Source organism: Streptomyces sp. NPDC041124 (assembly GCF_055592385.1).
In genome coordinates, this window is the sequence record NZ_JBVIYR010000005.1 from 289,396 (window position 1) to 308,966 (window position 19,571).

General features: G+C 73.6%; 24 protein-coding genes. 14 read left to right on the forward strand and 10 right to left on the reverse strand.

The genetic code is table 11. The features are described 5' to 3' along the window. Positions 1 to 48 precede the first annotated feature (48 nt). Positions 49 to 966, reverse strand: coding sequence for a MurR/RpiR family transcriptional regulator (locus ACZ6A9_RS16185; RefSeq protein WP_468985200.1), 918 nt, complete (start codon positions 964 to 966; stop codon positions 49 to 51). 173 nt (positions 967 to 1,139) lie between these two features. Here ACZ6A9_RS16185 and ACZ6A9_RS16190 point away from each other — a divergent pair, with 173 nt between their 5' ends. Next, a complete protein-coding gene (locus ACZ6A9_RS16190) occupies positions 1,140 to 1,301 on the forward strand; it encodes a hypothetical protein (protein ID WP_468985202.1) in 162 nt (53 codons plus the stop codon). A gap of 111 nt (positions 1,302 to 1,412) precedes the next feature. Then, on the forward strand, positions 1,413 to 1,823 hold the full coding sequence (locus ACZ6A9_RS16195; protein WP_468985204.1) for a DUF3662 domain-containing protein: 411 nt from the start codon (positions 1,413 to 1,415) through the stop codon (positions 1,821 to 1,823). Between the two features lie 189 nt (positions 1,824 to 2,012). On the opposite strand, the gene ACZ6A9_RS16200 is transcribed toward ACZ6A9_RS16195, so the two are convergent. Continuing rightward, positions 2,013 to 2,702, reverse strand: a complete 690-nt coding sequence (locus ACZ6A9_RS16200; protein ID WP_468985206.1) for a nucleoside/nucleotide kinase family protein — start codon at positions 2,700 to 2,702, stop codon at positions 2,013 to 2,015. A gap of 93 nt (positions 2,703 to 2,795) precedes the next feature. Between ACZ6A9_RS16200 and ACZ6A9_RS16205 the strand changes: the two genes are divergently transcribed. From ACZ6A9_RS16205 to ACZ6A9_RS16215, 3 genes are all read left to right on the forward strand, one after another. Continuing rightward, positions 2,796 to 3,533 (forward strand): beta-phosphoglucomutase family hydrolase, encoded by a 738-nt coding sequence (locus ACZ6A9_RS16205; protein WP_468985757.1) that lies wholly within the window; start codon positions 2,796 to 2,798, stop codon positions 3,531 to 3,533. Between the two features lie 174 nt (positions 3,534 to 3,707). After that, positions 3,708 to 5,189 carry a hypothetical protein gene (locus tag ACZ6A9_RS16210; protein WP_468985209.1) on the forward strand — a complete coding sequence of 494 codons (1,482 nt, stop codon included), beginning with the start codon at positions 3,708 to 3,710 and terminating at the stop codon, positions 5,187 to 5,189. A gap of 151 nt (positions 5,190 to 5,340) precedes the next feature. Next, positions 5,341 to 5,829: a DUF5709 domain-containing protein gene (locus ACZ6A9_RS16215; protein WP_468985212.1), complete on the forward strand. Its 489-nt coding sequence runs from the start codon at positions 5,341 to 5,343 to the stop codon at positions 5,827 to 5,829. A 100-nt stretch (positions 5,830 to 5,929) separates the two neighbouring features. Here ACZ6A9_RS16215 and ACZ6A9_RS16220 read toward each other — a convergent pair whose 3' ends face one another. From ACZ6A9_RS16220 to ACZ6A9_RS16230, 3 genes are all read right to left on the reverse strand, one after another. Further along, positions 5,930 to 6,136, reverse strand: coding sequence for a hypothetical protein (locus tag ACZ6A9_RS16220; RefSeq protein ID WP_228969131.1), 207 nt, complete (start codon positions 6,134 to 6,136; stop codon positions 5,930 to 5,932). A 543-nt stretch (positions 6,137 to 6,679) separates the two neighbouring features. Beyond that, positions 6,680 to 7,576, reverse strand: a complete 897-nt coding sequence (locus tag ACZ6A9_RS16225) for a Gfo/Idh/MocA family protein (protein WP_468985216.1) — start codon at positions 7,574 to 7,576, stop codon at positions 6,680 to 6,682. Positions 7,577 to 7,755: 179 nt separating this feature from the next. Continuing rightward, positions 7,756 to 8,169, reverse strand: a complete 414-nt coding sequence (locus ACZ6A9_RS16230) for a VOC family protein (RefSeq protein ID WP_468985219.1) — start codon at positions 8,167 to 8,169, stop codon at positions 7,756 to 7,758. 209 nt (positions 8,170 to 8,378) lie between these two features. On the opposite strand from ACZ6A9_RS16230, the gene ACZ6A9_RS16235 reads away from it, so the two are divergent. Both ACZ6A9_RS16235 and ACZ6A9_RS16240 read left to right on the forward strand, forming a co-directional pair. After that, positions 8,379 to 10,148, forward strand: a complete 1,770-nt coding sequence (locus tag ACZ6A9_RS16235) for an ABC transporter ATP-binding protein (protein ID WP_468985222.1) — start codon at positions 8,379 to 8,381, stop codon at positions 10,146 to 10,148. A 168-nt stretch (positions 10,149 to 10,316) separates the two neighbouring features. Continuing rightward, the gene (locus tag ACZ6A9_RS16240) at positions 10,317 to 10,580 is read left to right on the forward strand and encodes a DUF5133 domain-containing protein (protein ID WP_468985224.1); all 264 of its coding nucleotides are present in this window, start codon (positions 10,317 to 10,319) and stop codon (positions 10,578 to 10,580) included. An 8-nt stretch (positions 10,581 to 10,588) separates the two neighbouring features. On the opposite strand, the gene ACZ6A9_RS16245 is transcribed toward ACZ6A9_RS16240, so the two are convergent. Next, a complete protein-coding gene (locus ACZ6A9_RS16245) occupies positions 10,589 to 11,557 on the reverse strand; it encodes a GlxA family transcriptional regulator (RefSeq protein ID WP_468985226.1) in 969 nt (322 codons plus the stop codon). 189 nt (positions 11,558 to 11,746) lie between these two features. Here ACZ6A9_RS16245 and ACZ6A9_RS16250 point away from each other — a divergent pair, with 189 nt between their 5' ends. Both ACZ6A9_RS16250 and ACZ6A9_RS16255 read left to right on the forward strand, forming a co-directional pair. Beyond that, entirely contained in the window at positions 11,747 to 12,220 is a 474-nt protein-coding gene (locus ACZ6A9_RS16250; protein WP_468985229.1) for a hypothetical protein, read from the forward strand. 95 nt (positions 12,221 to 12,315) lie between these two features. After that, on the forward strand, positions 12,316 to 12,537 hold the full coding sequence (locus tag ACZ6A9_RS16255; RefSeq protein WP_468985231.1) for a hypothetical protein: 222 nt from the start codon (positions 12,316 to 12,318) through the stop codon (positions 12,535 to 12,537). 21 nt (positions 12,538 to 12,558) lie between these two features. Here ACZ6A9_RS16255 and tgmB read toward each other — a convergent pair whose 3' ends face one another. The 3 genes from tgmB to ACZ6A9_RS16270 form a co-directional block, all read right to left on the reverse strand. Continuing rightward, entirely contained in the window at positions 12,559 to 13,542 is a 984-nt protein-coding gene (gene tgmB, locus ACZ6A9_RS16260) for an ATP-grasp ribosomal peptide maturase (RefSeq protein ID WP_468985234.1), read from the reverse strand. Between the two features lie 16 nt (positions 13,543 to 13,558). Continuing rightward, positions 13,559 to 13,750, reverse strand: coding sequence for a putative ATP-grasp-modified RiPP (gene tgmA, locus ACZ6A9_RS16265; RefSeq protein ID WP_149548982.1), 192 nt, complete (start codon positions 13,748 to 13,750; stop codon positions 13,559 to 13,561). A 120-nt stretch (positions 13,751 to 13,870) separates the two neighbouring features. Further along, complete coding sequence (locus ACZ6A9_RS16270) at positions 13,871 to 14,197, reverse strand: YkvA family protein (protein ID WP_468985237.1); 327 nt, start codon at positions 14,195 to 14,197, stop codon at positions 13,871 to 13,873. Between the two features lie 248 nt (positions 14,198 to 14,445). Here ACZ6A9_RS16270 and ACZ6A9_RS16275 point away from each other — a divergent pair, with 248 nt between their 5' ends. Then, complete coding sequence (locus ACZ6A9_RS16275; RefSeq protein WP_468985239.1) at positions 14,446 to 15,612, forward strand: hypothetical protein; 1,167 nt, start codon at positions 14,446 to 14,448, stop codon at positions 15,610 to 15,612. Positions 15,613 to 15,759: 147 nt separating this feature from the next. Here ACZ6A9_RS16275 and ACZ6A9_RS16280 read toward each other — a convergent pair whose 3' ends face one another. Beyond that, positions 15,760 to 16,905 carry a hypothetical protein gene (locus ACZ6A9_RS16280; protein ID WP_468985241.1) on the reverse strand — a complete coding sequence of 382 codons (1,146 nt, stop codon included), beginning with the start codon at positions 16,903 to 16,905 and terminating at the stop codon, positions 15,760 to 15,762. A gap of 452 nt (positions 16,906 to 17,357) precedes the next feature. On the opposite strand from ACZ6A9_RS16280, the gene ACZ6A9_RS16285 reads away from it, so the two are divergent. The 4 genes from ACZ6A9_RS16285 (at position 17,358) to ACZ6A9_RS16300 (ending at position 19,551) form a co-directional block, all read left to right on the forward strand. After that, positions 17,358 to 17,759: a hypothetical protein gene (locus ACZ6A9_RS16285; RefSeq protein WP_468985244.1), complete on the forward strand. Its 402-nt coding sequence runs from the start codon at positions 17,358 to 17,360 to the stop codon at positions 17,757 to 17,759. Next, entirely contained in the window at positions 17,756 to 18,535 is a 780-nt protein-coding gene (locus ACZ6A9_RS16290; protein ID WP_468985247.1) for a hypothetical protein, read from the forward strand. The genes ACZ6A9_RS16285 and ACZ6A9_RS16290 overlap by 4 nt, the downstream gene beginning before the upstream one ends. A 38-nt stretch (positions 18,536 to 18,573) precedes the next feature. Then, positions 18,574 to 19,092: a roadblock/LC7 domain-containing protein gene (locus ACZ6A9_RS16295; RefSeq protein ID WP_468985249.1), complete on the forward strand. Its 519-nt coding sequence runs from the start codon at positions 18,574 to 18,576 to the stop codon at positions 19,090 to 19,092. A gap of 84 nt (positions 19,093 to 19,176) precedes the next feature. Continuing rightward, a complete protein-coding gene (locus ACZ6A9_RS16300) occupies positions 19,177 to 19,551 on the forward strand; it encodes a roadblock/LC7 domain-containing protein (protein ID WP_190098892.1) in 375 nt (124 codons plus the stop codon). Positions 19,552 to 19,571 lie beyond the last annotated feature (20 nt).

The window sequence follows — 19,571 nt, forward strand, 5'->3', positions numbered from 1 at the left end:
CGCCGCGGGCTGTACTCGCTCGCTTCAGTCCCTGAGGAAGAACTCGCTTCAGTCCCTGAGGAAGAAGTGGTGCTCGTCGGCCACGTGTTCGTACTCGTCGAGCCGCGCCCGCGTCCGCTCCGGGTCCGCGTCGGTCATGGCCTGCAGCAGCGCCGCGCACATCACGCCCGGAGCAGCGTATGAGTCGAAGACCAGCCGCGAACCGGTCCCCGTGGCGAAGGTGACATCGGCCTCGTCCGCGACCGGGCCGAGCGCCAGATCGGTGATCAGCGCGACCTTCAGCCCCGCGCTGCGCGCGACCCGCACCGCCGTCAGGGTCTCCTGCGCGTGCCGTGGCATGGAGAACGCCAGCACCCAGGTGCCGCCCGCTTCCCGCGACTGCAGCAGCGCGTCGTAGGCGACGCTGCCGCCCCGCGTCACCAGCCGCACGTCCGGGTGGATACGGCGGGCGGCGTAGGCGAAGTACTCGGCCAGGGAGACGGAGATGCGCAGACCCAGCACGGTCAGCGGTGTCGAGGCCGACAGCCGGCGGCCCACCTCGATGAACCGGTCGGCGTCGGCGAAGTCCCGCCGCAGGTTCTCCAGGTTCTCGATCTCCGCGTCGACCGCCGCCTGGAGTTCGTTGCCCCGGACCTCCTCGGCGGGGCCGCCGGCCCGGATACCGAGCGTGATCGACTGGAGCTTCTCCCGCAGGGCGGGGTAGCCGCTGAAACCGACCGCCGAGGCGAACCGGGTCACCGAGGGCTGGCTCACCCCGACCCGGTCCGCGAGATCCGTGATCGACAGGAACGCCGCCTCGGCGATGTGCTCGATCAGGTACTGGGCGATACGCCGCTGGCCGGGGGAGAGGCGGGGACGGTCGAACAGGGTGCGGAGCTGGGCCGTGGGGGACAACTCCGAGTCCTGGCCCGCTTTTCCCGAGGTGATCGCGGATGCCTGTGCGCGTGCCCGCTGCGGCGATGGCACCGGTGTGCCTCCTTCGTCTCCCACGAGGGTTCAACATAGCCCACACGCCGTGGCGGCCACGTTTCCCGCCGGAGCACACCGGCTCGACCGGCGGGGGATATCCACGCTTCCTCAGGGAACCCGCCGATACAGCGCAACAGGCGAACCCCAGGACACCCGAGGAGCCAGCGGACATGACCGTCCCCGAGGAGAACCGGCCGAAGACCCGGGACACCGACGAGACCATCGAGCAGCGCGAAGGGCGTGAGACGCGTGCGCAGGGCGGCACCGGCCGCACGATGCGCGAGGCGCTGGAAGAGGCCGAGATCCGGCCGGACGACTTCGACGAACAGTAGACGACCGGTGGGGAGTGTCCGCGCGGACCCCGCCCCGGCGGCCCGCTGCGAGCGCCACTCCCCACGGCACCCACCCGTCCCCGACCCGACCACGTTTCGGCAGGTGAAGGCATGAGCGCCCTGAGCGCGATGGAAAAGACACTGGAGAACCGATGGGAGGCGCTGTGGGCGCGGGTGTCCGGCCGGGACCGGGTCGAACTCGTGGACGCGCTGCGGCGCGAGTGCGACAGCAACGCGGTGGTGTGCCGCGCGGGCAGGGTGATGGTGCCCAACGCCTATGACGTGGAACTCTCCGGCCCGGTCCACGAGGAACTCACGCGCCGGGGCAGCCGCGTGGGCCAGTTGCTCACCGACCGGCTCGCCCGGCACGCCGCTCGCCACGGCTACGAGTGGGCGGGGCCGCTCGCCGTGCACGTGCGCCGGTCCGCGGAACTCCCCAACGGCCGTTACCGCGTGGCCAGCAGCGTGATGCCGCACGTGAGCGCGGACGGCTTCCAGCGCGCCGCGGCGGGGCAGGGCTGACCTGCTTGCGCACCGGGTCTCACGTGACCTGTGGACGCGGCACGTTCCGGGCGCCGGCCACCGGCCGCCGGAGCACCGCCCGCCTTCCAGGGGCGCGGGTCCACCCGACAGCCCGCTGACACAGGCGAGTCGGCGCATCGCGGCGGCGGCCTCCACCGTGCTCGCTCCGATCAGGCGGGAGAACCCGCGTCAGCCCGCCGTACCGAATCCGGCCCGTTCCGCCGGCCGGGACGTGCCCGGCAGGGCGGAGGCGGGCACCACGAGATCGGCCCGGGCCCGCGTCGGGGCGACCAGTTCGGCGTTGCGCCGGTCGGAGCGCTCGACCCAGGCCACCGCCTCCTCGCGGCTCTTGCCGAACTCCACGTGCCGGGCGACCAGACGGCGCAGCCGCTCCTCCTCGTCCAGCGCGCAGAACCACACCTCGTCCAGCCGCGGCCGGACCCGGGCCCAGGGGCCGGTGTCCAGCAGCAGGTAGTTGCCCTCGGTCACCACCAGCCGGGCGGCCGCCGGCACCGGCACGGCTCCGGCCAGGGGCTGCTCCAGCGTCCGCTCGAAGCCGGGGGCGTACACGTCGTCGTCGTACGCCTCCTCGCGCAGCCGCTCCAGCAGCGCCGCGTACCCGGCGGCGTCGAAGGTGTCCGGGGCTCCCTTGCGGTCCCGGCGGCCCAGCCGGTCGAGTTCGGCGTCGGCGAGGTGGAAGCCGTCCATGGGGACGTGCGCCGCCCACGGCTCGCCGGAGCCGTTCAGCTCCCGGACCAGATGCCCGGCGAGCGTGGACTTGCCCGCGCCCGGACTGCCGGCGATGCCGAGGATCGCGCGCCGGCCGCCCTGGGGGAGGGAGCGGGCACGGCTCAGGAGGTCGTCGAAGGTCAGCGCCACACCCACGAGTGTGTCACTCGGGCAGTGGACATCCCCGCCGCCGGGCGCACGGGCCGCCCGCTGTCCGCCGCGGAAGGGGGGACCATGTCCCGTATGACGGATCTGGGCCTTCCCGACGGCGTCCTCGCCTGCCTCTTCGACCTCGACGGCGTCGTCACCAGGACGGCCGACGTCCACGCGGCCGCCTGGAAGGAGCTGTTCGACGCCTTCCTGCGCGAGCGGGACGGCGACGCCTTCCGACCCTTCACCGCAGCCGACTACGACGCGTACGTCGACGGTCTGCCCCGCGCCGACGGCGTACGCGCCTTCCTCGCCTCCCGTGCCATCGTCCTGCCCGAGGGCGGGCCCGACGACCCGCCGGGCTCCCGCACCGTCCACGGCCTCGGCAACCGCAAGAACGAGCTGCTGCTGGAGCGGATCCGCACCGACGGCGTCGCGGCCTACGACGGCACCCTGCGCTACATCGAGGCGGTCCGCGCACGGGGACTGCGCACCGCGATCGTCTCCTCCAGCGCCAACTGCCGTGACGTGCTGCGGTCCATCGGCGCCGAGGACCTCTTCGACGTCCGGATCGACGGAGTGGTCGCAGCCGAGCGCGGCCTGCCCGGGAAGCCCGCCCCGGACACCTTCCTCGCCGCCGCCCGGGAACTGGGTGTGGCGCCCTTCCGCGCCGCCGTCTTCGAGGACGCGCTCGCCGGCATGGACGCGGGCCGCGCCGGGGGCTTCGGATACGTCGTCGGCGTGGACCGGGCCGGCCGGGCCGACGCGCTGTACGCGCACGGTGCCGACCGGGTCGTGACCGACCTCGGCGAACTGGGGCGCGGGAGCTGAGCGCACCGCCGCTCCGGAGGCGCACGGGACGGTTGGCCGTATATCGCGCTGCGTGCCCCTTACGCCCGGGTTAGGTTGGCCGTGATCTTCGACAACCCGGCCGGATCCGCCCGCCCCCGGTCCCGCGGCGCGCGGAACCCGGCACCCATGACACGCGAGAACGAAGGACGGACGATGACCGACGGCGCCGGCGCCCTCCTCGCCGCGGCACGGCGCCGCGAGCAGCGGTCCGAGCCGGACGGCTCCGGCAGGGCCCACGGCAGCAGGCCGCTCGCGGTGCTTGCCGCCGTCTTCGTCCTCGCCCAACTCGTCCTGGTCCGCCCCGTGCTGGGCCTCGGCTGGGACGAGATCGTCTACACCAGCCAGGTCACCTCCCACCATCCGTCCGCCTTCTTCAGCGCCCCCCGGTCCCGGGGCGTGTCCCTGCTCGTGGCTCCCGTCGCGTCGTGGTCCGAGTCCACCGCCCTGCTGCGCGTCTACCTCGCCCTGCTCTCCGGCCTCGCCCTGTACCTGGCCCTGTGCGTCTGGCGGGGCCTGTTCCCGACCCGGATCCTGGTCACCGCGGGAGCCTTCTTCGCCTCCCTGTGGGTGACCCTCTTCTACGGCCCGCAGGCCATGCCCAACTACTGGGTGGCCGTCGGCGCGCTGATCGCCGTCGGCGGCTTCCTGCGCCACCGCGCGGAGCCCTCCTCCGCGGGCCCGCTGTGGGCCGTGGTGGCGGGGACAGCCCTGATGGCCTGGATGCGTCCCACCGACGCCGTCTGGGTGGTGATCCCGCTCCTCGCCCTCGCCCTGGCGGGCCGGCACCGGCGCTCCCTGCTGGCCCTGGCGGGCGGCCTGGCGGCGGGCGGAGCGCAGTGGGTGACCGAGGCGTACACCGCCTTCGGAGGCCTCGCCGAGCGACTGGCCGAGGCGTCCCGCATCCAGGGCGGACTCGGCTGGCACGTCGCCGTCGACGACCAACTGCGCAGCCTGGGCGGGCGGGCCCTGTGCCGTCCGTGCACCGGGTCGATGCCGCACCCGGTGATCACCCTGTGGTGGTTCGTCCTGCCGCTGCTCGCCGTCCTCGGCCTGGTCGTCGCCGTGCGGGCCCGCCGCACCCTGCGCACCCTGGTACCGCTGGCCTGCGCCACGACCGCGGCGCTCCCGTACCTGTTCATGATCGAGTACGCGGCGCCCCGCTTCCTCCAGCCCGCCTACGCCCTGCTCGCGATCCCGGTCGCCCAGGCACTGTGGTACCTGATCACGGCACCGCGCGGGACGTGGCGGACGGCCGCCCGGGTCCTCGTGGCGCTCGCCGTGGCCGGCCATCTCGCCGCCCAGCTGACCGTCCTCGTGCACACCGTCGACCGCAACGTCGACAGCCGCCGCGACTGGGCCCGCACGGCCGGTGAACTCCACCGGCTCGGCATCCGCCCGCCCTGTCTGATCACCGGGCACGAGGCCATCCCGATCGGCTACTACACGGGCTGTTCCTCCGGTGCCACCTCCGGCAACAACGAGAACACCACGCCCGCCGAGATCCTGCGCACCGCCGCCCGCCTTCCCGTCGCCACGCTCACCGGGCCCGGCGGCACCCCGCCCGGCTACGCCCGGCCCTGGCCCGTCCACCGGATCGGTGACCTGGAGGTCCGTGTCGCCCCGGCGCCCGGCTGACGGAGCCGGCCGCGTGTACCGGGCGCGCCCCTGCGGCCGCCCCCGGGACCCGTTCCACCGTCCGGCGCACGGGGTTAGAGATCGCGTGACGGGAAACGCGGACCGGACACCCAGACGAATGGTGCCGACGCAGCGTGACAGGGAGGACGCCATGGGCTCCGAACCGATGGCCGACGACGCCTACCAGCCCACCGGGAGCAACGAGGAGCAGGAGGACGCCGCGCCGCTCGACATGCAGGACGCCCTCGACGAGCGGACCTACGACGACACCCTCGACGAGGGCTACTCGCCGCCGGAGAAGCCGCTCGGCGTCACCAAGTACGGCACCACGGCCGCCGAACAGCACGAGGGGGAGACCCTCGACCAGCGGCTGGCCCAGGAGGTGCCCGACGCGTCCGCGCCCGCCGGGGACGCGGTGGGTGACCTGCCCGGCGGTGACGGCGAGCCGGTGGACCCGGAGGCGGGTACCGCCCGGGCGGGACGGCTGGTCGCCCCCGACGAGGGCGCCCACACCGACACCACCAAGGAGACCGTCGCCGCGGACGTGGGCGTCGACGGCGGGGCCGCGGGCGCGGAGGAGGCCGCGATGCACGTCGTCGAGGACGAGACGGCGCTCCCGGACGACGCGGACGGGACCTGACCGGACCGACCGTACGCGGCACGACGGCGCCGCCGGCCCGCGCCTCAAGGCGTACCGGGCCGGCGGCGCCGTCGTGCCGCGTACGGGGATGAGGAAAAGGTCAGGGGAGGATCTTGTCCAGGGCGGCCGGCCCCTCCTCGGCCAGCTTCCGCCTGGCCCACTCGAGGTTCTGCGGGGTGATGTCCTTGCCGGAGGCGAGAACCAGGTCCTCCGGTGACACCTCGGTGCCGGTGCGGGCGTGGAGCAGGCTGTCCGGGGTGGCGCTGTCCTCGGGCTGCCGGGACGCGTCGGGCTGGGACGTCGACATCTTCTGGCTCCTCGGGTCCGGATCGCTGTTGCGGCCCCGGTGCTGTCATCGGGTCCGATACTCACCATTCAACGCGGGAGCCCGCCGTGCATCCGGAAGCGCTCGCGGCACCGCGGTGAAGGGCCGCCTCCTGGATGCCGGGGTACCTTCCCGGGCCCGCGGGAAACCCGCCCGGCCGCAGTTCCAGAAGGGCGTGAGGGTCAGCCGCAGGCCCGTGGGCGCGGTGTCCTGGATGTACGAGGCGAAGTCGGTCACGTCGTCGAAGGCGAAGCCGTGCGCCCTGCCGTCCCGACGCGGGGAAGTAACGCAGAGAGCGCTCTCACAGCTGACTGACGGGACCGGCGCGCCATCGATGCCAGGGACGCCGACGCACCCCGCCAACGGTCCGACTTGCCCTCCGGACCTCGTTGACCTGCGCATACGTGAAGACGCGGTCGACTCCCCACGATCACTCAATCGGCCTTTGAGGGCCGCTTGGGTCGGTCCGGGAAGCCGCGGCACACAGCGCGTGCGGAGCGTTCCGCTGCGCAGTCGCCTGACGGGTCACGCCGGGCGGCTGCCGTGGTGCAGCAGTGTCTCCGCCGCGGCCAGCACCCGCGTCACCCGGAGGGCGAACTCGGCGTCACAGACGTGCGGAACACCGGTGCCGGCCGCGGTGAGGAGGGCGTCCACGGCCCGGCCGAGGACCGGGACGATTCCCTCCGAGGACGTGGGGAGCACCGTGACGCCCGCATCGCCCCGCAGTTCGACCATGGCGCCCGCGGCGGCCGGAGGCGCCGTCAGGCTCAGGGTGAGACTGCTCGACGCGCCGCCGGCGTGGTCGAGGACGAGATGGACGGTGTCGCCGGGCCCGTACGCGGCCGCCGTCACCCGCCGCGGCTCGCCCAGCACCGGGAGCAGCACGGACAGGGCGTGCGGGCCGACGTCCCACAGTGCGCCCTTCTCACGCCGCCACGGGGAGTCGGCGAAGGGACTGCCCGCCTCCCCGAACACCGCCCCGAGCCATTGCGCCCGCCCGGTGAACCAACCCCCCGCGCGCGCCTGTTCGGTGATCCAGGCCTCCGGCTCCGGCTGGAAACGGGTGGTGAAGAAGACCACCGAGGCGACCCGGGCCTCCTCGGCCGCCCCGACCACCGCCCTGCCCTCCTCGACCGTCGGCGCGAGCGGCTTGTCGAGCAGCAGGTGGCAGCCCGCCCGAGCCGCGCGCACCGCCAGCCCCGCTTGAACCGCCGGCGGCAGCGCGACGGCCACCGCGTCCACGTCGGCGAACAGCGCGTCGACGTCGTCATAGGCCCGGCTGCCGTGCAGAGCGGCCAGTTCCCCGGCGGCCTCGGGGCGACGGCCCCATATCCCGACGAAGTCCACGTCCCGGTGCCCGCTCAGCGCGGGGGCGTGAGCCGCCCGCGCCCAGGGTCCGGTGCCGAGCAGTCCGATCCGCATGCCGCCGCCTCCCGCGGCCCGCCGCCGGACCGGTTTCCCGCGCGCCCTGCCGACGCGTCACTCCGGGTCAGAACGATGATCCCTGCCGAAATGACCTGTCAACCGTCCGGTCACCGGGGAGAGGCGCCGTCCGGTCGCCGCCCTTGACCGGGTGGGCGCCGGTCGAGGCGGGGCCCGGCTCAGCCCTCGGACTTGTTGATGTTGACCATCCAGGGGACGCCGAAGCGATCGGTGCACATGCCGAACACGTCGCCCCACATCTGCATCTCCAGCGGCACGGACACCGAGCCGCCGCCGGAGAGGTGCTCCCAGTAGCCCCGCAGGGAGCTCTCGTCCTCGCCGCTGATGCTCACGGCGAAGTTGTTCCCGGAGGCGTACTCCATGCCCGGCGGTGAGTCCGCGCCCATGAGGGTGAAGCCGTCGGTGGTCGTCAGCATGCCGTGCATGATCTTGTCGGAGCCCTCGGCGCCGGGATGCCCCGCGTCACCGAAGGTGTTGAGGCGCAGCTCACCTCCGAAGACCTCCTTGTAGAACTCCATCGCCTGCCGGGCGTCCCCGTCGAAGCTCAGATACGGGTTGAGGAGTGAACCCATCGATACCTCCTGAAGCGCTGTGAACGGTCGGCTGCGCGCAGGCTAACCCCGGTGGCCGGCCTCCGCGCGGCGGGCCGAACCCGATTCAGTGCCCCGCCTGCTGAATGCGTTCACCTTCTTCTATTGGATTTCCGGCCGCTCCCCGATCAGGCTGGTACGCGCTTTCTACGACCGCCGAGCAGACGTCCCACAGGGGAGGACCACCGCCGATGGCGACCATGCCGGAACGACCGCTCGACCACCGGTACCGGGGCGAGCACCCGATCCGCACCCTCGCCTACCTGTTCCGCGCGGACCGCGGCCGCCTGGCCGGCGCCGTCGTCGTCTTCACCGTCAAGCACAGCCCCGTGTGGCTGCTGCCGCTGATCACCGCGTCCATCATCGACACCGTCGTCCAGCACCAGCCGATCTCCCGGCTGTGGACCAGCACCGGCGTCATCATGTTCATCCTGCTGGTCAACTACCCGCTGCACGTGCTGTACGTCCGTCTGCTGTACGGCAGCGTCCGCCGCATGGGCACCGCCCTGCGCTCCGCCCTGTGCACGCGCATGCAGCAGCTCTCCATCGGCTACCACTCGCGCGTCAGCGCCGGTGTGCTCCAGGCCAAGGTCGTCCGGGACGTGGAGACGGTCGAGCAGATGGTGCAGCAGACGGCGGAGACCGGGCTCGGCGCGCTGACCGTCCTCACCGGCGGTTTCGTCATCATCGCCGTCCGCACCCCGGAGTTCCTCCCCGTCTTCCTGATCGTGGTGCCGGCGGCGGCACTGCTCGTCGCCCGGCTGAGGGCGCGGCTGCGCACCCACAACGAGCACTTCCGCCACGAGGTGGAGACCCTCTCCTCCCGGGTCACCGAGATGACGCGGCTGATCCCGGTCACCCGTGCCCACGGTCTGGAGGGCAAGGCGCTGCGCCGGATGGACGGCACCCTGAACCGGCTGCTCACCTCCGGGATGCGCCTGGACCTGGTCAACGGCCGGTTCGGATCGCTGGCCTGGGTCGTGCTCAACGTGGTCGGCGTGAGCGTGCTGGCCGGTGCCGCGCTCATCTCGTACTACGACGTCTGGGGCGTCACCGCCGGCGACGTCGTGATGCTCAGCGCGTTCCTCACCACGCTCACCAACTCCACGACCACCCTCGCCGGGCTGGCCCCGGTCATCACCAAGGGGCTGGAGTCCGTCCGCTCGGTCGGAGAGGTGCTCCAGGCGCCGGAGCTGGAGGACAACGAGGGCAAGGCGGAACTCACCGCGCTGCGCGGCGCGATCACCTTCGAAGGCGTCGGCCACGCCTACGACACCGGCGGGCGCCCCGCCGTGCGGGACTTCACCCTCGACGTCGCCCCGGGCGAGACCATCGCGCTCGTCGGGGCGTCGGGGGCGGGCAAGTCCACGGTGCTCAACCTCGTCATCGGCTTCATCCGGCCGACCTCCGGCCGGCTGCTGCTCGACGGCACCGACATGACCGGCCTCGACCTGCGCACCTACCGGCGCTTCCTGTCCGTGGTGCCCCAGGAGTCCATCCTGTTCGACGGAACCGTCAGGGAAAACGTCGCCTACGGCATGGACGACGCCGACGAGCAGACGGTACGGACCGCGCTGCGCGACGCCAACGCGCTGGAGTTCGTCGACCGGCTGCCCCAGGGCCTCGACACCCTCGTCGGGGAACGCGGCGCCCGGCTGTCCGGCGGCCAGCGCCAGCGCCTCGCCATCGCCCGCGCCCTCATACGGGACCCCAAGGTGCTGGTGCTGGACGAGGCGACCTCCGCGCTGGACACCCGCTCGGAGGCGCTGGTGCAGGAGGCCCTCGCCCGGCTGCTGCGCGGGCGCACCACGTTCGTCGTGGCGCACCGGCTGTCCACCGTGCGCGGCGCCGACCGGATCGTGGTGATGGGGGAGGGCCGGGTCCTGGAGGTCGGCACCCATGAGGAACTGCTGCGCCGCGGCGGGGCCTACACGGACCTGCACAGCAGCCAGGTGGCCTGACAGCCGCCGCCCCCGAGGGACGCCGCGGGCGCCACGCCCCTCCTTTCCTCGCCAGTGCCATCGGAGGGGACGCGAGTGATTCCGGTCAATTGCGGACCCACGGCCGCTGGAGGTGAGTGCTTGCGCCCGATGGGGGCATACGCAGCGAAAACCAGAAAGGGGCGCTTCGTGCTCGTACCCGACCCGAAGACGGTCAGGCAGTTGCTGACGCGGTATGCGACGCTGCGGATCGCGCAGGCGGAGCGGCACTCGCCGGCCGCGGCGCGTGAACTGGAGGACGTCAGCTACACGCTCTGCGTCATGATGGCGACGTCCGGCATCGACGAGGCCATCGCGCGGGCGGACGCCCTGCTGGTCCGCCCCGTGGCCGCAACCGCGCCCGGCCGGACCCCCGAGGCGGAGGGCGGGCCCGGCCTGTCCCTGGCCGTCTGACGCCCCGGCTACGAGGCGTTCGCGGGGGTGGCGTGCCGCCCGTTGAACGATGAGCGGTAGGCGTACGGCGTGGTGCCCACCACCTTGCGGAACCGCTCACGGAACGCCGTGGGCGAGCCGAAACCGGCCTGCTGGGCGATCCGTTCGACCGTGTGGTCGCTGTTCTCCAGCAGGTACTGGGCCCGCCGCACCCGGGCCCGCAGCAGCCACTGCAGCGGAGTGGTGCCCGTCTGCTCGCGGAACCGGCGGCTGAAGGTGCGCTCGCTCATGCCGGCGCGCGCCGCCAGCGCCCCGAGCGTGATCTCACGTGCCAGATTGTCCCCGATCCACTCCAGCAACGGCTCCAGAGCGGACCCGCGGGGCACGGGCGGATGGTCGTGCACGATGAACTGGGCCTGCCCGCCCTCCCGTTCCAGGGGCATCACCGACATCCGGGCCGCGTTCGCGGCCACGGCAGAGCCCAGATCCCGCCGGATCATGTGCAGGCACATGTCCAGCGCGGCGGCGGCGCCGGCCGAGGTGAGGATCCGGCCGTTGTCGACGTAGAGCACGTCCGGCTCCACGTCGACCAGCGGGAAGGCGCGGGCCAGTTCGGCGGCGGCCGCCCAGTGCGTGGTGGCGCGCAGGCCGTCCAGCAGCCCGGCCTCCGCCAGCACGAAGGCGCCCACGCAGACCGAGGCGATACGGGTACCCGCCTCGGCCGCCTGCCGCAGCGCGGCGAGGACAGCGGGGGAGAGCGGGGCCTGCGCGGTGCGGCCCGGGACGATGACCGTGTCGGCGTCCGCGAGCGCCTCCAGTCCGCGGTCGACGCGCAGGGCGAAACCGCCGTCCGCGGCCACCTCCGGCCGCTCGGCGCACAGCCGGACCCGGTAGGGGCTCCGGCCGTCGGGCAGCCGGGTCCAGTCGAAGACCTGCAGGGGCGCCGCCATGTCGAACGGCACGACACCATCGAGAACCAGGATCGCCACGGAGTGCATGAACCCCACGATAGGCGGATTCCCGCCACGCCCCGGAACCGGCACGTCGAGGCGGTGGCGCGCCAAGGCAGTGGTGGCAGCCGTTGGCGAGAACCCGTGGGAACCTGGCGTTCCAGCCCCTGGGTGATCAGCAGGGCGGACTCCTAACGTGGGCCCGGCATCGCCGATCACACCAAGGAAAGAGCCCCGGTGACGAAGCTCCTGCTGTCCCTCCACGTCCTGGCCGCCATCATCGCCGTCGGTCCCGTGACCGTCGCGGCCAGCATGTTCCCGCCCGCCGTGCGCAGGGCCGCCCCCGGGGAGGGCGACGGGCCCGACCGGAAGGCGGTCACGACCCTCGCGCTGCTCCACCGCATCTGCCGGGTCTACGCCCGTATGGGGATCGCGGTGCCCCTCCTCGGTCTCGCCACCGCCCTCGCGATGGGCGTCCTGGGCGACGGCTGGCTCATCGCCTCGATCACCCTGACCGCGGTGGCCGCCGGAACGCTCCTCGCCTTCGTGCTGCCCCGTCAGGACGAACTCCTCGGGCAGGTGAGCGAACACCGGCCCGTGGACCGGAGCAGCGCCACTCAACTCGCGATGTTCACCGGGGTGTTCAACCTGCTCTGGGCCACCGTCACCGTTCTGATGATCGTCCGCCCCGGCTCCACGACGGGCGCCTGACCGCCCGGAACGCCCACTTCACCCCGAACGGACGCTTACACTCGGCAGTCGCGACCCCGCACCGGGGGCCGCCGAGAAGAAAGGCACGTTGACGGGTGTTCCAGGATTCCCCCATCTACGACCGACTCATCGCGGAGTGCGGCGACGTGCCCGCACAGGTCCGCCGCGAAGCCGAACGCGTGAGCAGGGAACTGGAGCTGGTCATGCGGCCCCTGCAGTCCCCGGGTTACGGCCCCGGCCCCGGCCACGACCGGCCGGGGGCCCCGGGCAACGGCTGGCAGCGCACCGCCCTGCTGCCCGGACCGCGGCCGCACTGACCGTCTCCCGCTGACGTTCCCTCAGCGCACCCTGGTACTCGCCCCGTCGAGCTCCGCGGGCTCGTCGGGAAGGGGACGGGACAGCCACTCGGCGATGCTCCGCGCGATCGGCTGTCCCGTCTCCACCTCCACGAACCCGAACTGCCCCGACTGGTTGCACTCCAGGAACCACCACGTCCCGTCCGCGTCCTCGGCGAAGTCGAAGGCGCCGTAAGCCAGTTCGGCCCGGCGTACATAGGTGTGAACGGCGTCGGCGGTGCGCACCGGGACCTCGACCGGCTCCCAGGGCGGACCGGGCGCGGCGAAACGCACGTCCACCTCCTGCGGATCCGCGTCCGGGGACGTGGTCTTGCGCGCGGCCAGCAACCGCTCACCCACCACGGTCAGCCGGATGTCCGCCCGCTTGGCGATCCGTCGCTGAAGCAGCGTCGGGCCGTACGCGACCGCCGAGAAGTCCGTGTCGGGAGCCACCCTGCTGGTCGGCACCGCACGCGGCGGATCCTGCGGATGCGCCCCCGACACCGGCTTGACCACGAGGTCCGGGAAACGCTCCGCGAACTCCCGCGCGGCACGCGGGAACGTGGTGATCACCGTGGCCGGCACGGGCAGACCGCAGCGCTGCGCCAGCCGCAACTGCCACGGCTTGTGGCGCGCCTGCCGGGCCGCGTCCGGATGGTTCATCCACCGCGCGTCGCAGCCCCGCAGCAGACCGTAGAGCGCCTGTGAGGCCTCCTCGGACAGCCACGCCGACGGCTGCGGCGCACGCCCGGCGGGCGTGCCGGGCCGGCGCACCCACACGGACCGCAGCCCGCCGATGCTCACCAGCCGCCCGCCGGCCGACAGATGGCCGCGGAAGCGGCCGTGGACGAACTCGCCGGACAGCGAGACGCCGCCGGTCAGGTCCGCGGGATCGAGGCGCACCACCGGCACGCCCGAACCGTTCAGATGCACGACCACCATGTCGGCGGTCACATCCTCCTCACAGGTGAGGATCAGCACGGTCATCGTCTACGGTCCGCGTTCAGTCGTCGAAGTGGGTCTTGGAGCCCGCGGTGGACGTCGTCGTCCCCACCTCGCGCAACAGCGCGTGGTCGCAGGCCGCGATCCGCCCGTCACCGAGGACGTTCAACTGCATTCCGGAGTCATACGCGTACGGAGTGGCAACGGCCAACTCAACTGCCGGACGTGCGTAGTTGAGTGCGAACGGTTGCATCGTCTCTCCCTCGTCGGTGCTGCGCCGACCAGCCAACGGCCCCGTGTGCGCCGCCGCTTGGTCCGCCGACTTCTTTCGGCTTCCAGAGACTTATACGAATCGAACGGGTGGTTGGTTTCCTCACGGAGCGTAGTCACCGGCGGGTTGCCGTCCCGGCCGCCGCGAGGGCGCCCGGGACAGGCCCGTGCCGGCGGAGCCACGCATGGTGCGCAGTGCGAGGAAGAGGACGCCCACGTCGTCCAGGTAGACCGGGTCGGGCAGCAGATCGGCCGGCAGCGCCAGGTAGAGGACCGCGCCCCAGAACACCCAGCGCGGCCCCGTGGGCAGACCAGCCCGCCGCAACTCCCGCCGTGTGCGGACCAGACGGACCAGGACGGCGACCGCGACGGCCAGCACCACGGCCGCCAGGACCGCGGCGACCGTCAGCAGTACGGTGGTCGAGTCCAACGCCACTGCCCTCCTCCGGGGGTACCGCGGTGCCGCGGCCCTCGCCGCGGCCCAGCCTTCTTGGATCGGATGCCCGCTGACGGCCCCGGTATGGCGGCGGGGACCAGCCATGCGCGCACGCGTCCGATGCCCCGTCCAAGACCTGTGAAACGCCAGATCCCCGCAGGTCATCCCGGTGGAGCAGCCGAGTGGCAGCCATGTGCGGGGCCGCCTAGTAATGGTCATCAGCCTTCCCCAGGGAGCCGATCATGACCACTTCCTCCACGTCACCTCGCCCGAACGAGCCGGTCATACCCTCCGAGGGGCCCAGGGTCCCGCCCGCCGACCCGGCGGTCGCCGCGACCGGCGCGCGCCATCCGGATCCGCCCCGCACGCCCACGCCGGCGGAGGACCGCGCGGATCCGTCGGATCCGGTCAGCGACCTCGTGCACGCCGCCGTGACGGACCGGCCGCTCGAAGAGGTCGCCGACCTGATCACCGCACTGGAACGGTCGCCCGAGCACACCGGGGCCGTGGTCGACGCGCTGCGTGCCGCCGGGATCGAACGGCCGGTGGAGGACGTCACCCGTCTCGTCGCCCTCCTCACCCGGCCGCCGCGCGACGTGGCCGGCGCCGACGAGGCCATCCGCGCGGCGGCGGCACACCGGTCCGTCGACGACGTCACCCTCCTGGTGGCACTGCTGCACAACGAGCCGCCGGCACCCCGCTGCCGCGAGGAGGCGCTGCGTGCCGCCGCGACCGGACGCTCCGTCGACGAACTGGTCGAGCTGATCGACCGCCTGGCCCTGCACCGGCCCCCCGAACACCTCCGCAGGCCGCAGGCACCGACGCTGGGGCCGGAAGCCGAGGACGGGCCGGCCGCGCGGGACGAGCACCGGCCCGGCTCTCGTGCGGCCGCCCCCCACCAAGGCTTCCTTGCCGGCCGTCTGCGCCCCGCCGCCCGCCGGACGCGACCCCCGCGCCGCCGCCCCGCCCGCAACGGCACGCCCCGGCCGGTCGCCATACCCGTGATCTGGTCGAGCTGGCTGGCCGCGGTGGCCCTCGCCGTGTGCGCCGTGACCCATTTCCCGCTGCGGAGCGACGGTGTCCCCCTGAGCCTGCACGCCTTCACCGTCGGCCTGGCGGTGCTGTGCACGGTACTGGCGCTGATCCTGGTCGTGCGTCCCGGTGCCGTGGCGCTGACCGGAGCGTTCGCGGTCCCCGCCGTCCTGGCCGGCACCCACGCCTACGGCGGTTCCTACCCGTCGTCCACCCTCTCCCGCGCGGTGGACCTCGCCCTCGCGCCCGCCTGGCTCGCCACTTCCGCCGCCGCCGCAGCCGCACTGCTGGCACTGGCGGCCCTGGTCGTCCGCGTGGCCTCCCCCCTCCCCGGCACCCGCTGGACCCCCTGGCCACCCCCGAGCGCCACGGAGTGAGGGACCGGTGCCCCGGCGCTCCGGGGAGCGAGCGGACGCTCACCCGACACCTCCACGGTGTGTCAGACCCGTCGGGGCACCGCGCCCCTCTCGGACCCGTACGGCGGCCCGAGTGGTCACGACGGGTGCGACCCAGGAGGCGATCCCTCAGCGGTCGGATGCCGTCGGTTCCCGGTCCGGCGCCGGTTCCCCGGGACGGCGGGGCCTGACCCCGCCGCCGCCCTTCAGGCGCTCCAGGGTGCGGGTGAGGTGCTGGATCGGGGAGGGGGCCGCCCGGGGCGGGGGCGGCGTGCCGGTGGCCGGGGTCGCGGAAGCCGCGTCCTGGTACGCGGCCAGGGCCTCGTGGGCGCGTTCGGCGGCCTCCCGGTACAGGTCCCGGGACTTCGTCATCGCCTCCAGGGCCTCCGCGTACATGGCCACCAGTGCGCGCTCACGGTCGAGTTCCTCCGCGAGGGTCAGCAGGTGCCAGTCCCCCCGCAGCGCGGTCAGCGCCTCCCGCGCGCCCTCCGGCAGCACGCGCGGCAGCGCGTCGAAGCGGGTCACCGCGTCGACGAGGCCGGCCGGTTCCGTACCGTCCAGGAACACCGCCCGCACGGCGAAGGCGTCGCCGTCCCAGCCCTCGGGGGCCGGGGTACCGGGCAGCACCACGGCACCCCCCCGCGGCACCTGCACTCCGTGCTCGCGCAGCGCCCAGTTCGCCACCCGGAACTGCTGCGGGGTGGCCCGGTGCTCCACGACCCGGTGCCGCAGCCCCGGCGGCAGCCAGTGCGCGAGCGGCACCCGGCCGCGCTCGTCCGTGGTCATCGCCTCGTGGACGACGACATGGACGTGCCACGCGTCGCGCGCGCAGTCGCGCATCAGCCGTCGCACGGCCTTGTCGTCCTCCGGGAGCGGATTGATCTCCCCGGGCCGCAGTCCCGTCGCCGCGTCGCGGTGCCACTCGTCGTCCTGCTCCCGCTCCCAGAACATGCCCGCCGGGGACGGCCAGCCCTGGTCCCAGGGCCGCTCCGCCTCCGCGACCAGGAGCCAGTCCCGCCCAGCGTCCGTGCCGGGGGAGAGACTCAGCCGGGCGCGCACGGTGACGTCCCCGGCCACCCGGGTCCGGGACTCGAACACCAGGCCGGAAGGGGGGTCGGCGGCCGGGACCTCGAGGAAGTCGTCGATGTCCCGGCTTTCCCTGAGGCGGCGCAGAGCGCGCCGGAGCGTTTCCTCCGCCCGGCCACCGGTGTGCCGGCCGCGGGCCAGCCAGACCGTGGGAGGGAGAGGGGCGTGGAGTGGGGGAGAGGTCGCCATGGGTCCAGTGGTGAGCGGGGACACGTGCTCCTGCCAGTATCGCCGCCGCCGGCCGGCGACATGACGCGGGGTTCCGCCGGGCGGCGGTCCGGGCCTGCGCCTACCCGCTCCGGACGGCCCGCATGTGCGGTGGTCCTCCGGCGTGTCGCGCGCGGGGCGTGCGCCCCGCACACGCGGTGACCCCGCTTCACCCGTGGTCCCGGCGGTGCGGGCATCACCACGGTGGCGGGGCGGGCGGGGCCGTCCCACCCTCCGCACCGGGGCGGGCCCCGCCCGCACCACGGCCGTACGGGACGGCTCGTCGGCAGGGCAAATGCGCGGACCCTACCAGCGGCACCTCACCCGTGTCGCATATTCCCCCGGAAAACACCGAAGCCCTCACCTCGGTCGAGCACACACCGTAGCGTCGAGGTCACGTTCGCGGTACAGCCGTGCGAGGAGGGGGATCCGGCGTGCCCGGAATCGACGAGAGCCTGCTGGAAGCCATGCGACTGCCAGGGGCGCGCGGTGCCCTGGTGGTCGACTGGATCAGCGGGCTCGCCCTGGGCGCGGTCGGCGAGGCGCCGGGCGGCGACGCGGAGGCCACCGCCGCGGAGACCGCCGAGCTCGCCCGCCAGGCCATGGAGAGCGGCACGCTCGCACCGGCCGTCGACCGAGCCGGGTCCGCGGGGAAGGAACGCCCCGCCGAGGAGCTGATCCTCACCAGCGCCGACTCCTACCACCTGCTGAGGTTCGTCGTCACGACGTTCGACAGCACGGTGTTCCTCTACCTGTGGCTCGACCGCGCCGACGGCAACCTCGCCCTGGCCCGCATCAGACTCGCCGACATGGCGGACCGGCTGGTGCTCGGATGACCACGGCGCCCTGCACCGACGGATCCGCCCCCGACCTGCTCGGCACCCTCGCGGCCGACCACGCCACCGGCGCCCTGTCCACGCACTCGGGCGTCTTCTACCTCGCGGCGGGACACGTCGTGCACGTCGAGTCCGCCCACAGCCCCGACCTCGGCGACCTGCTCACCCGCAGCGGAGCCGTCGCCCCGGCCGGCTGGTGGGAGGCCGTCCAGCGGGCGGGCGCCCGGCACCGCGTCGGCCGCCAGCTGGTGGACAGCGGGCGGCTCACCACCGGCGCGCTGGAACTGTGCCACCTGGGCGCCCTGTTCGACGCCGCGTACTTCGCGCTCGCCCACGACGGCACCGCGCTCCGCTTCCGCCCCGGTGTCGCACACTGGCTCGGCGCGGTCCGCCCCGTACCGGTGGCGACGGTGCTGCGCGAGTCGCGCCGCCGCCGCGACCTGCTGCACCGCATATGGCCCGACCCGGCCGTCGACACCGCGCCGCTCAGCCGGGCGCCCGGCGCCGACCCCGCCGAACTGCCGCCCCGCCGCGGGCGCACCCTCGCCCTGGTCGACGGCGGCCGCACCGCCGCGCAGATCGCCTCGGCCCTCGCCTGCCGTACCTTCCACACCCTCGTCGAACTACGCCGCCTGGCCGCCGACGGGCTGGTCACGCCCGCGCCACCCCCGCCCGCCACGCCCGTCCACGCCGTCCCCGACACGGGCGGCGCGGCGTGGGACGAGCCCGACACAGCGCTGCTGAGACGGCTCCTGGACGCCTTGGAGGCACTGTGATCCGCGCGCGCCGGCAGCGTGCCGAAAGGAGACTGCTCATGGCCGTCGAGACCGACGTGCTGGACGAACTGCGCCGGCTCCGCACCCGCGTACCCCGGCTGGCAGGCACCCTCGCGGCCACCGTCGACGGACTCGTCCTGGCGCACGACGTCCCCGACACGGAACCGGAAGGGCTGGCCGCGCTCACCGCCGCCGCCCTCGGAGTCGCGCACCGCATGACGGACGCGGCCGCACGGGGCCCGTTCCGGGAACTCCTGGTGCGCGGCAGCCAGGGCTACATCGCGACCTACGCGGCCGGGACCACCGCCGTCCTCACCCTCCTCGCCGACGACCGGGTCAACGTGGGGCGGCTGCATCTGGAGGGACGGCGCAGCGGCGCCCGGATCGCGGAGCTGGTGGACGCCCACATCGGCCCGGGCGGTGGGCGGCACGCCGACCGGCTCGCGCCCCGGGAACTGCCCGCACGGACGCAGCACCCCGACCGCCCCATCGGCACCCTCCCGGTGCGGACCCCGCAACTGCCCGCCCACCGGCCCCGCACCCAGCCCGGCGGCTGACCCGAGGCTTCACTCCCCGGCCGGACGCCCGCGCACCACCCGGCACCGGCCCGAACCGCTCATCCCTGTGAAAGGACACCACCCATGGCCAACACCGAGACCTCGCTCAAGGAATGCCTCGCCTCCATCGACGGCGCGACGGCCGCCGCGCTCGTCGACTACACCAGCGGCATGGCCCTCGGCACCCTGGGCGGCGGCAAGGACTTCAACCTGGAGGTCGCCGCCGCCGGCAACACCGACGTCGTACGGTCCAAGCTGCGCACCATGGAACACCTGGGGCTCAACGAGGAGATCGAGGACATCCTCATCACCCTGAACAGCCAGTACCACCTGATCCGCCTGCTGAAGGGGCGCGGCGGCAACGGCCTCTTCCTGTACCTGGTGCTCGACGGGGCCCGCGCCAACCTCGCCATGGCACGGCACCAGCTGCGCCGCATCGAGGCGGAACTGGAGGTCTGATCCGGACCGGGGGCCCGCAC

Excerpts from the sequence above, each read along its gene's own strand:
- ACZ6A9_RS16275 (WP_468985239.1), top strand. The coding sequence starts at position 14,446 with ATGACCACTTCCTCCACGTCACCTCGCCCGAACGAGCCGGTCATACCC.
- ACZ6A9_RS16210 (WP_468985209.1), top strand. The coding sequence starts at position 3,708 with ATGACCGACGGCGCCGGCGCCCTCCTCGCCGCGGCACGGCGCCGCGAG.
- ACZ6A9_RS16215 (WP_468985212.1), top strand. The coding sequence starts at position 5,341 with ATGGGCTCCGAACCGATGGCCGACGACGCCTACCAGCCCACCGGGAGC.
- ACZ6A9_RS16190 (WP_468985202.1), top strand. The coding sequence starts at position 1,140 with ATGACCGTCCCCGAGGAGAACCGGCCGAAGACCCGGGACACCGACGAG.
- ACZ6A9_RS16245 (WP_468985226.1), bottom strand. The coding sequence starts at position 11,557 with ATGCACTCCGTGGCGATCCTGGTTCTCGATGGTGTCGTGCCGTTCGAC.
- ACZ6A9_RS16300 (WP_190098892.1), top strand. The coding sequence starts at position 19,177 with ATGGCCAACACCGAGACCTCGCTCAAGGAATGCCTCGCCTCCATCGAC.
- ACZ6A9_RS16195 (WP_468985204.1), top strand. The coding sequence starts at position 1,413 with ATGAGCGCCCTGAGCGCGATGGAAAAGACACTGGAGAACCGATGGGAG.
- ACZ6A9_RS16235 (WP_468985222.1), top strand. The coding sequence starts at position 8,379 with ATGGCGACCATGCCGGAACGACCGCTCGACCACCGGTACCGGGGCGAG.
- ACZ6A9_RS16295 (WP_468985249.1), top strand. The coding sequence starts at position 18,574 with ATGGCCGTCGAGACCGACGTGCTGGACGAACTGCGCCGGCTCCGCACC.
- ACZ6A9_RS16220 (WP_228969131.1), bottom strand. The coding sequence starts at position 6,136 with ATGTCGACGTCCCAGCCCGACGCGTCCCGGCAGCCCGAGGACAGCGCC.
- tgmB (WP_468985234.1), bottom strand. The coding sequence starts at position 13,542 with ATGACCGTGCTGATCCTCACCTGTGAGGAGGATGTGACCGCCGACATG.
- ACZ6A9_RS16205 (WP_468985757.1), top strand. The coding sequence starts at position 2,796 with ATGACGGATCTGGGCCTTCCCGACGGCGTCCTCGCCTGCCTCTTCGAC.
- ACZ6A9_RS16225 (WP_468985216.1), bottom strand. The coding sequence starts at position 7,576 with ATGCGGATCGGACTGCTCGGCACCGGACCCTGGGCGCGGGCGGCTCAC.
- ACZ6A9_RS16230 (WP_468985219.1), bottom strand. The coding sequence starts at position 8,169 with ATGGGTTCACTCCTCAACCCGTATCTGAGCTTCGACGGGGACGCCCGG.
- ACZ6A9_RS16290 (WP_468985247.1), top strand. The coding sequence starts at position 17,756 with ATGACCACGGCGCCCTGCACCGACGGATCCGCCCCCGACCTGCTCGGC.
- tgmA (WP_149548982.1), bottom strand. The coding sequence starts at position 13,750 with ATGCAACCGTTCGCACTCAACTACGCACGTCCGGCAGTTGAGTTGGCC.
- ACZ6A9_RS16280 (WP_468985241.1), bottom strand. The coding sequence starts at position 16,905 with ATGGCGACCTCTCCCCCACTCCACGCCCCTCTCCCTCCCACGGTCTGG.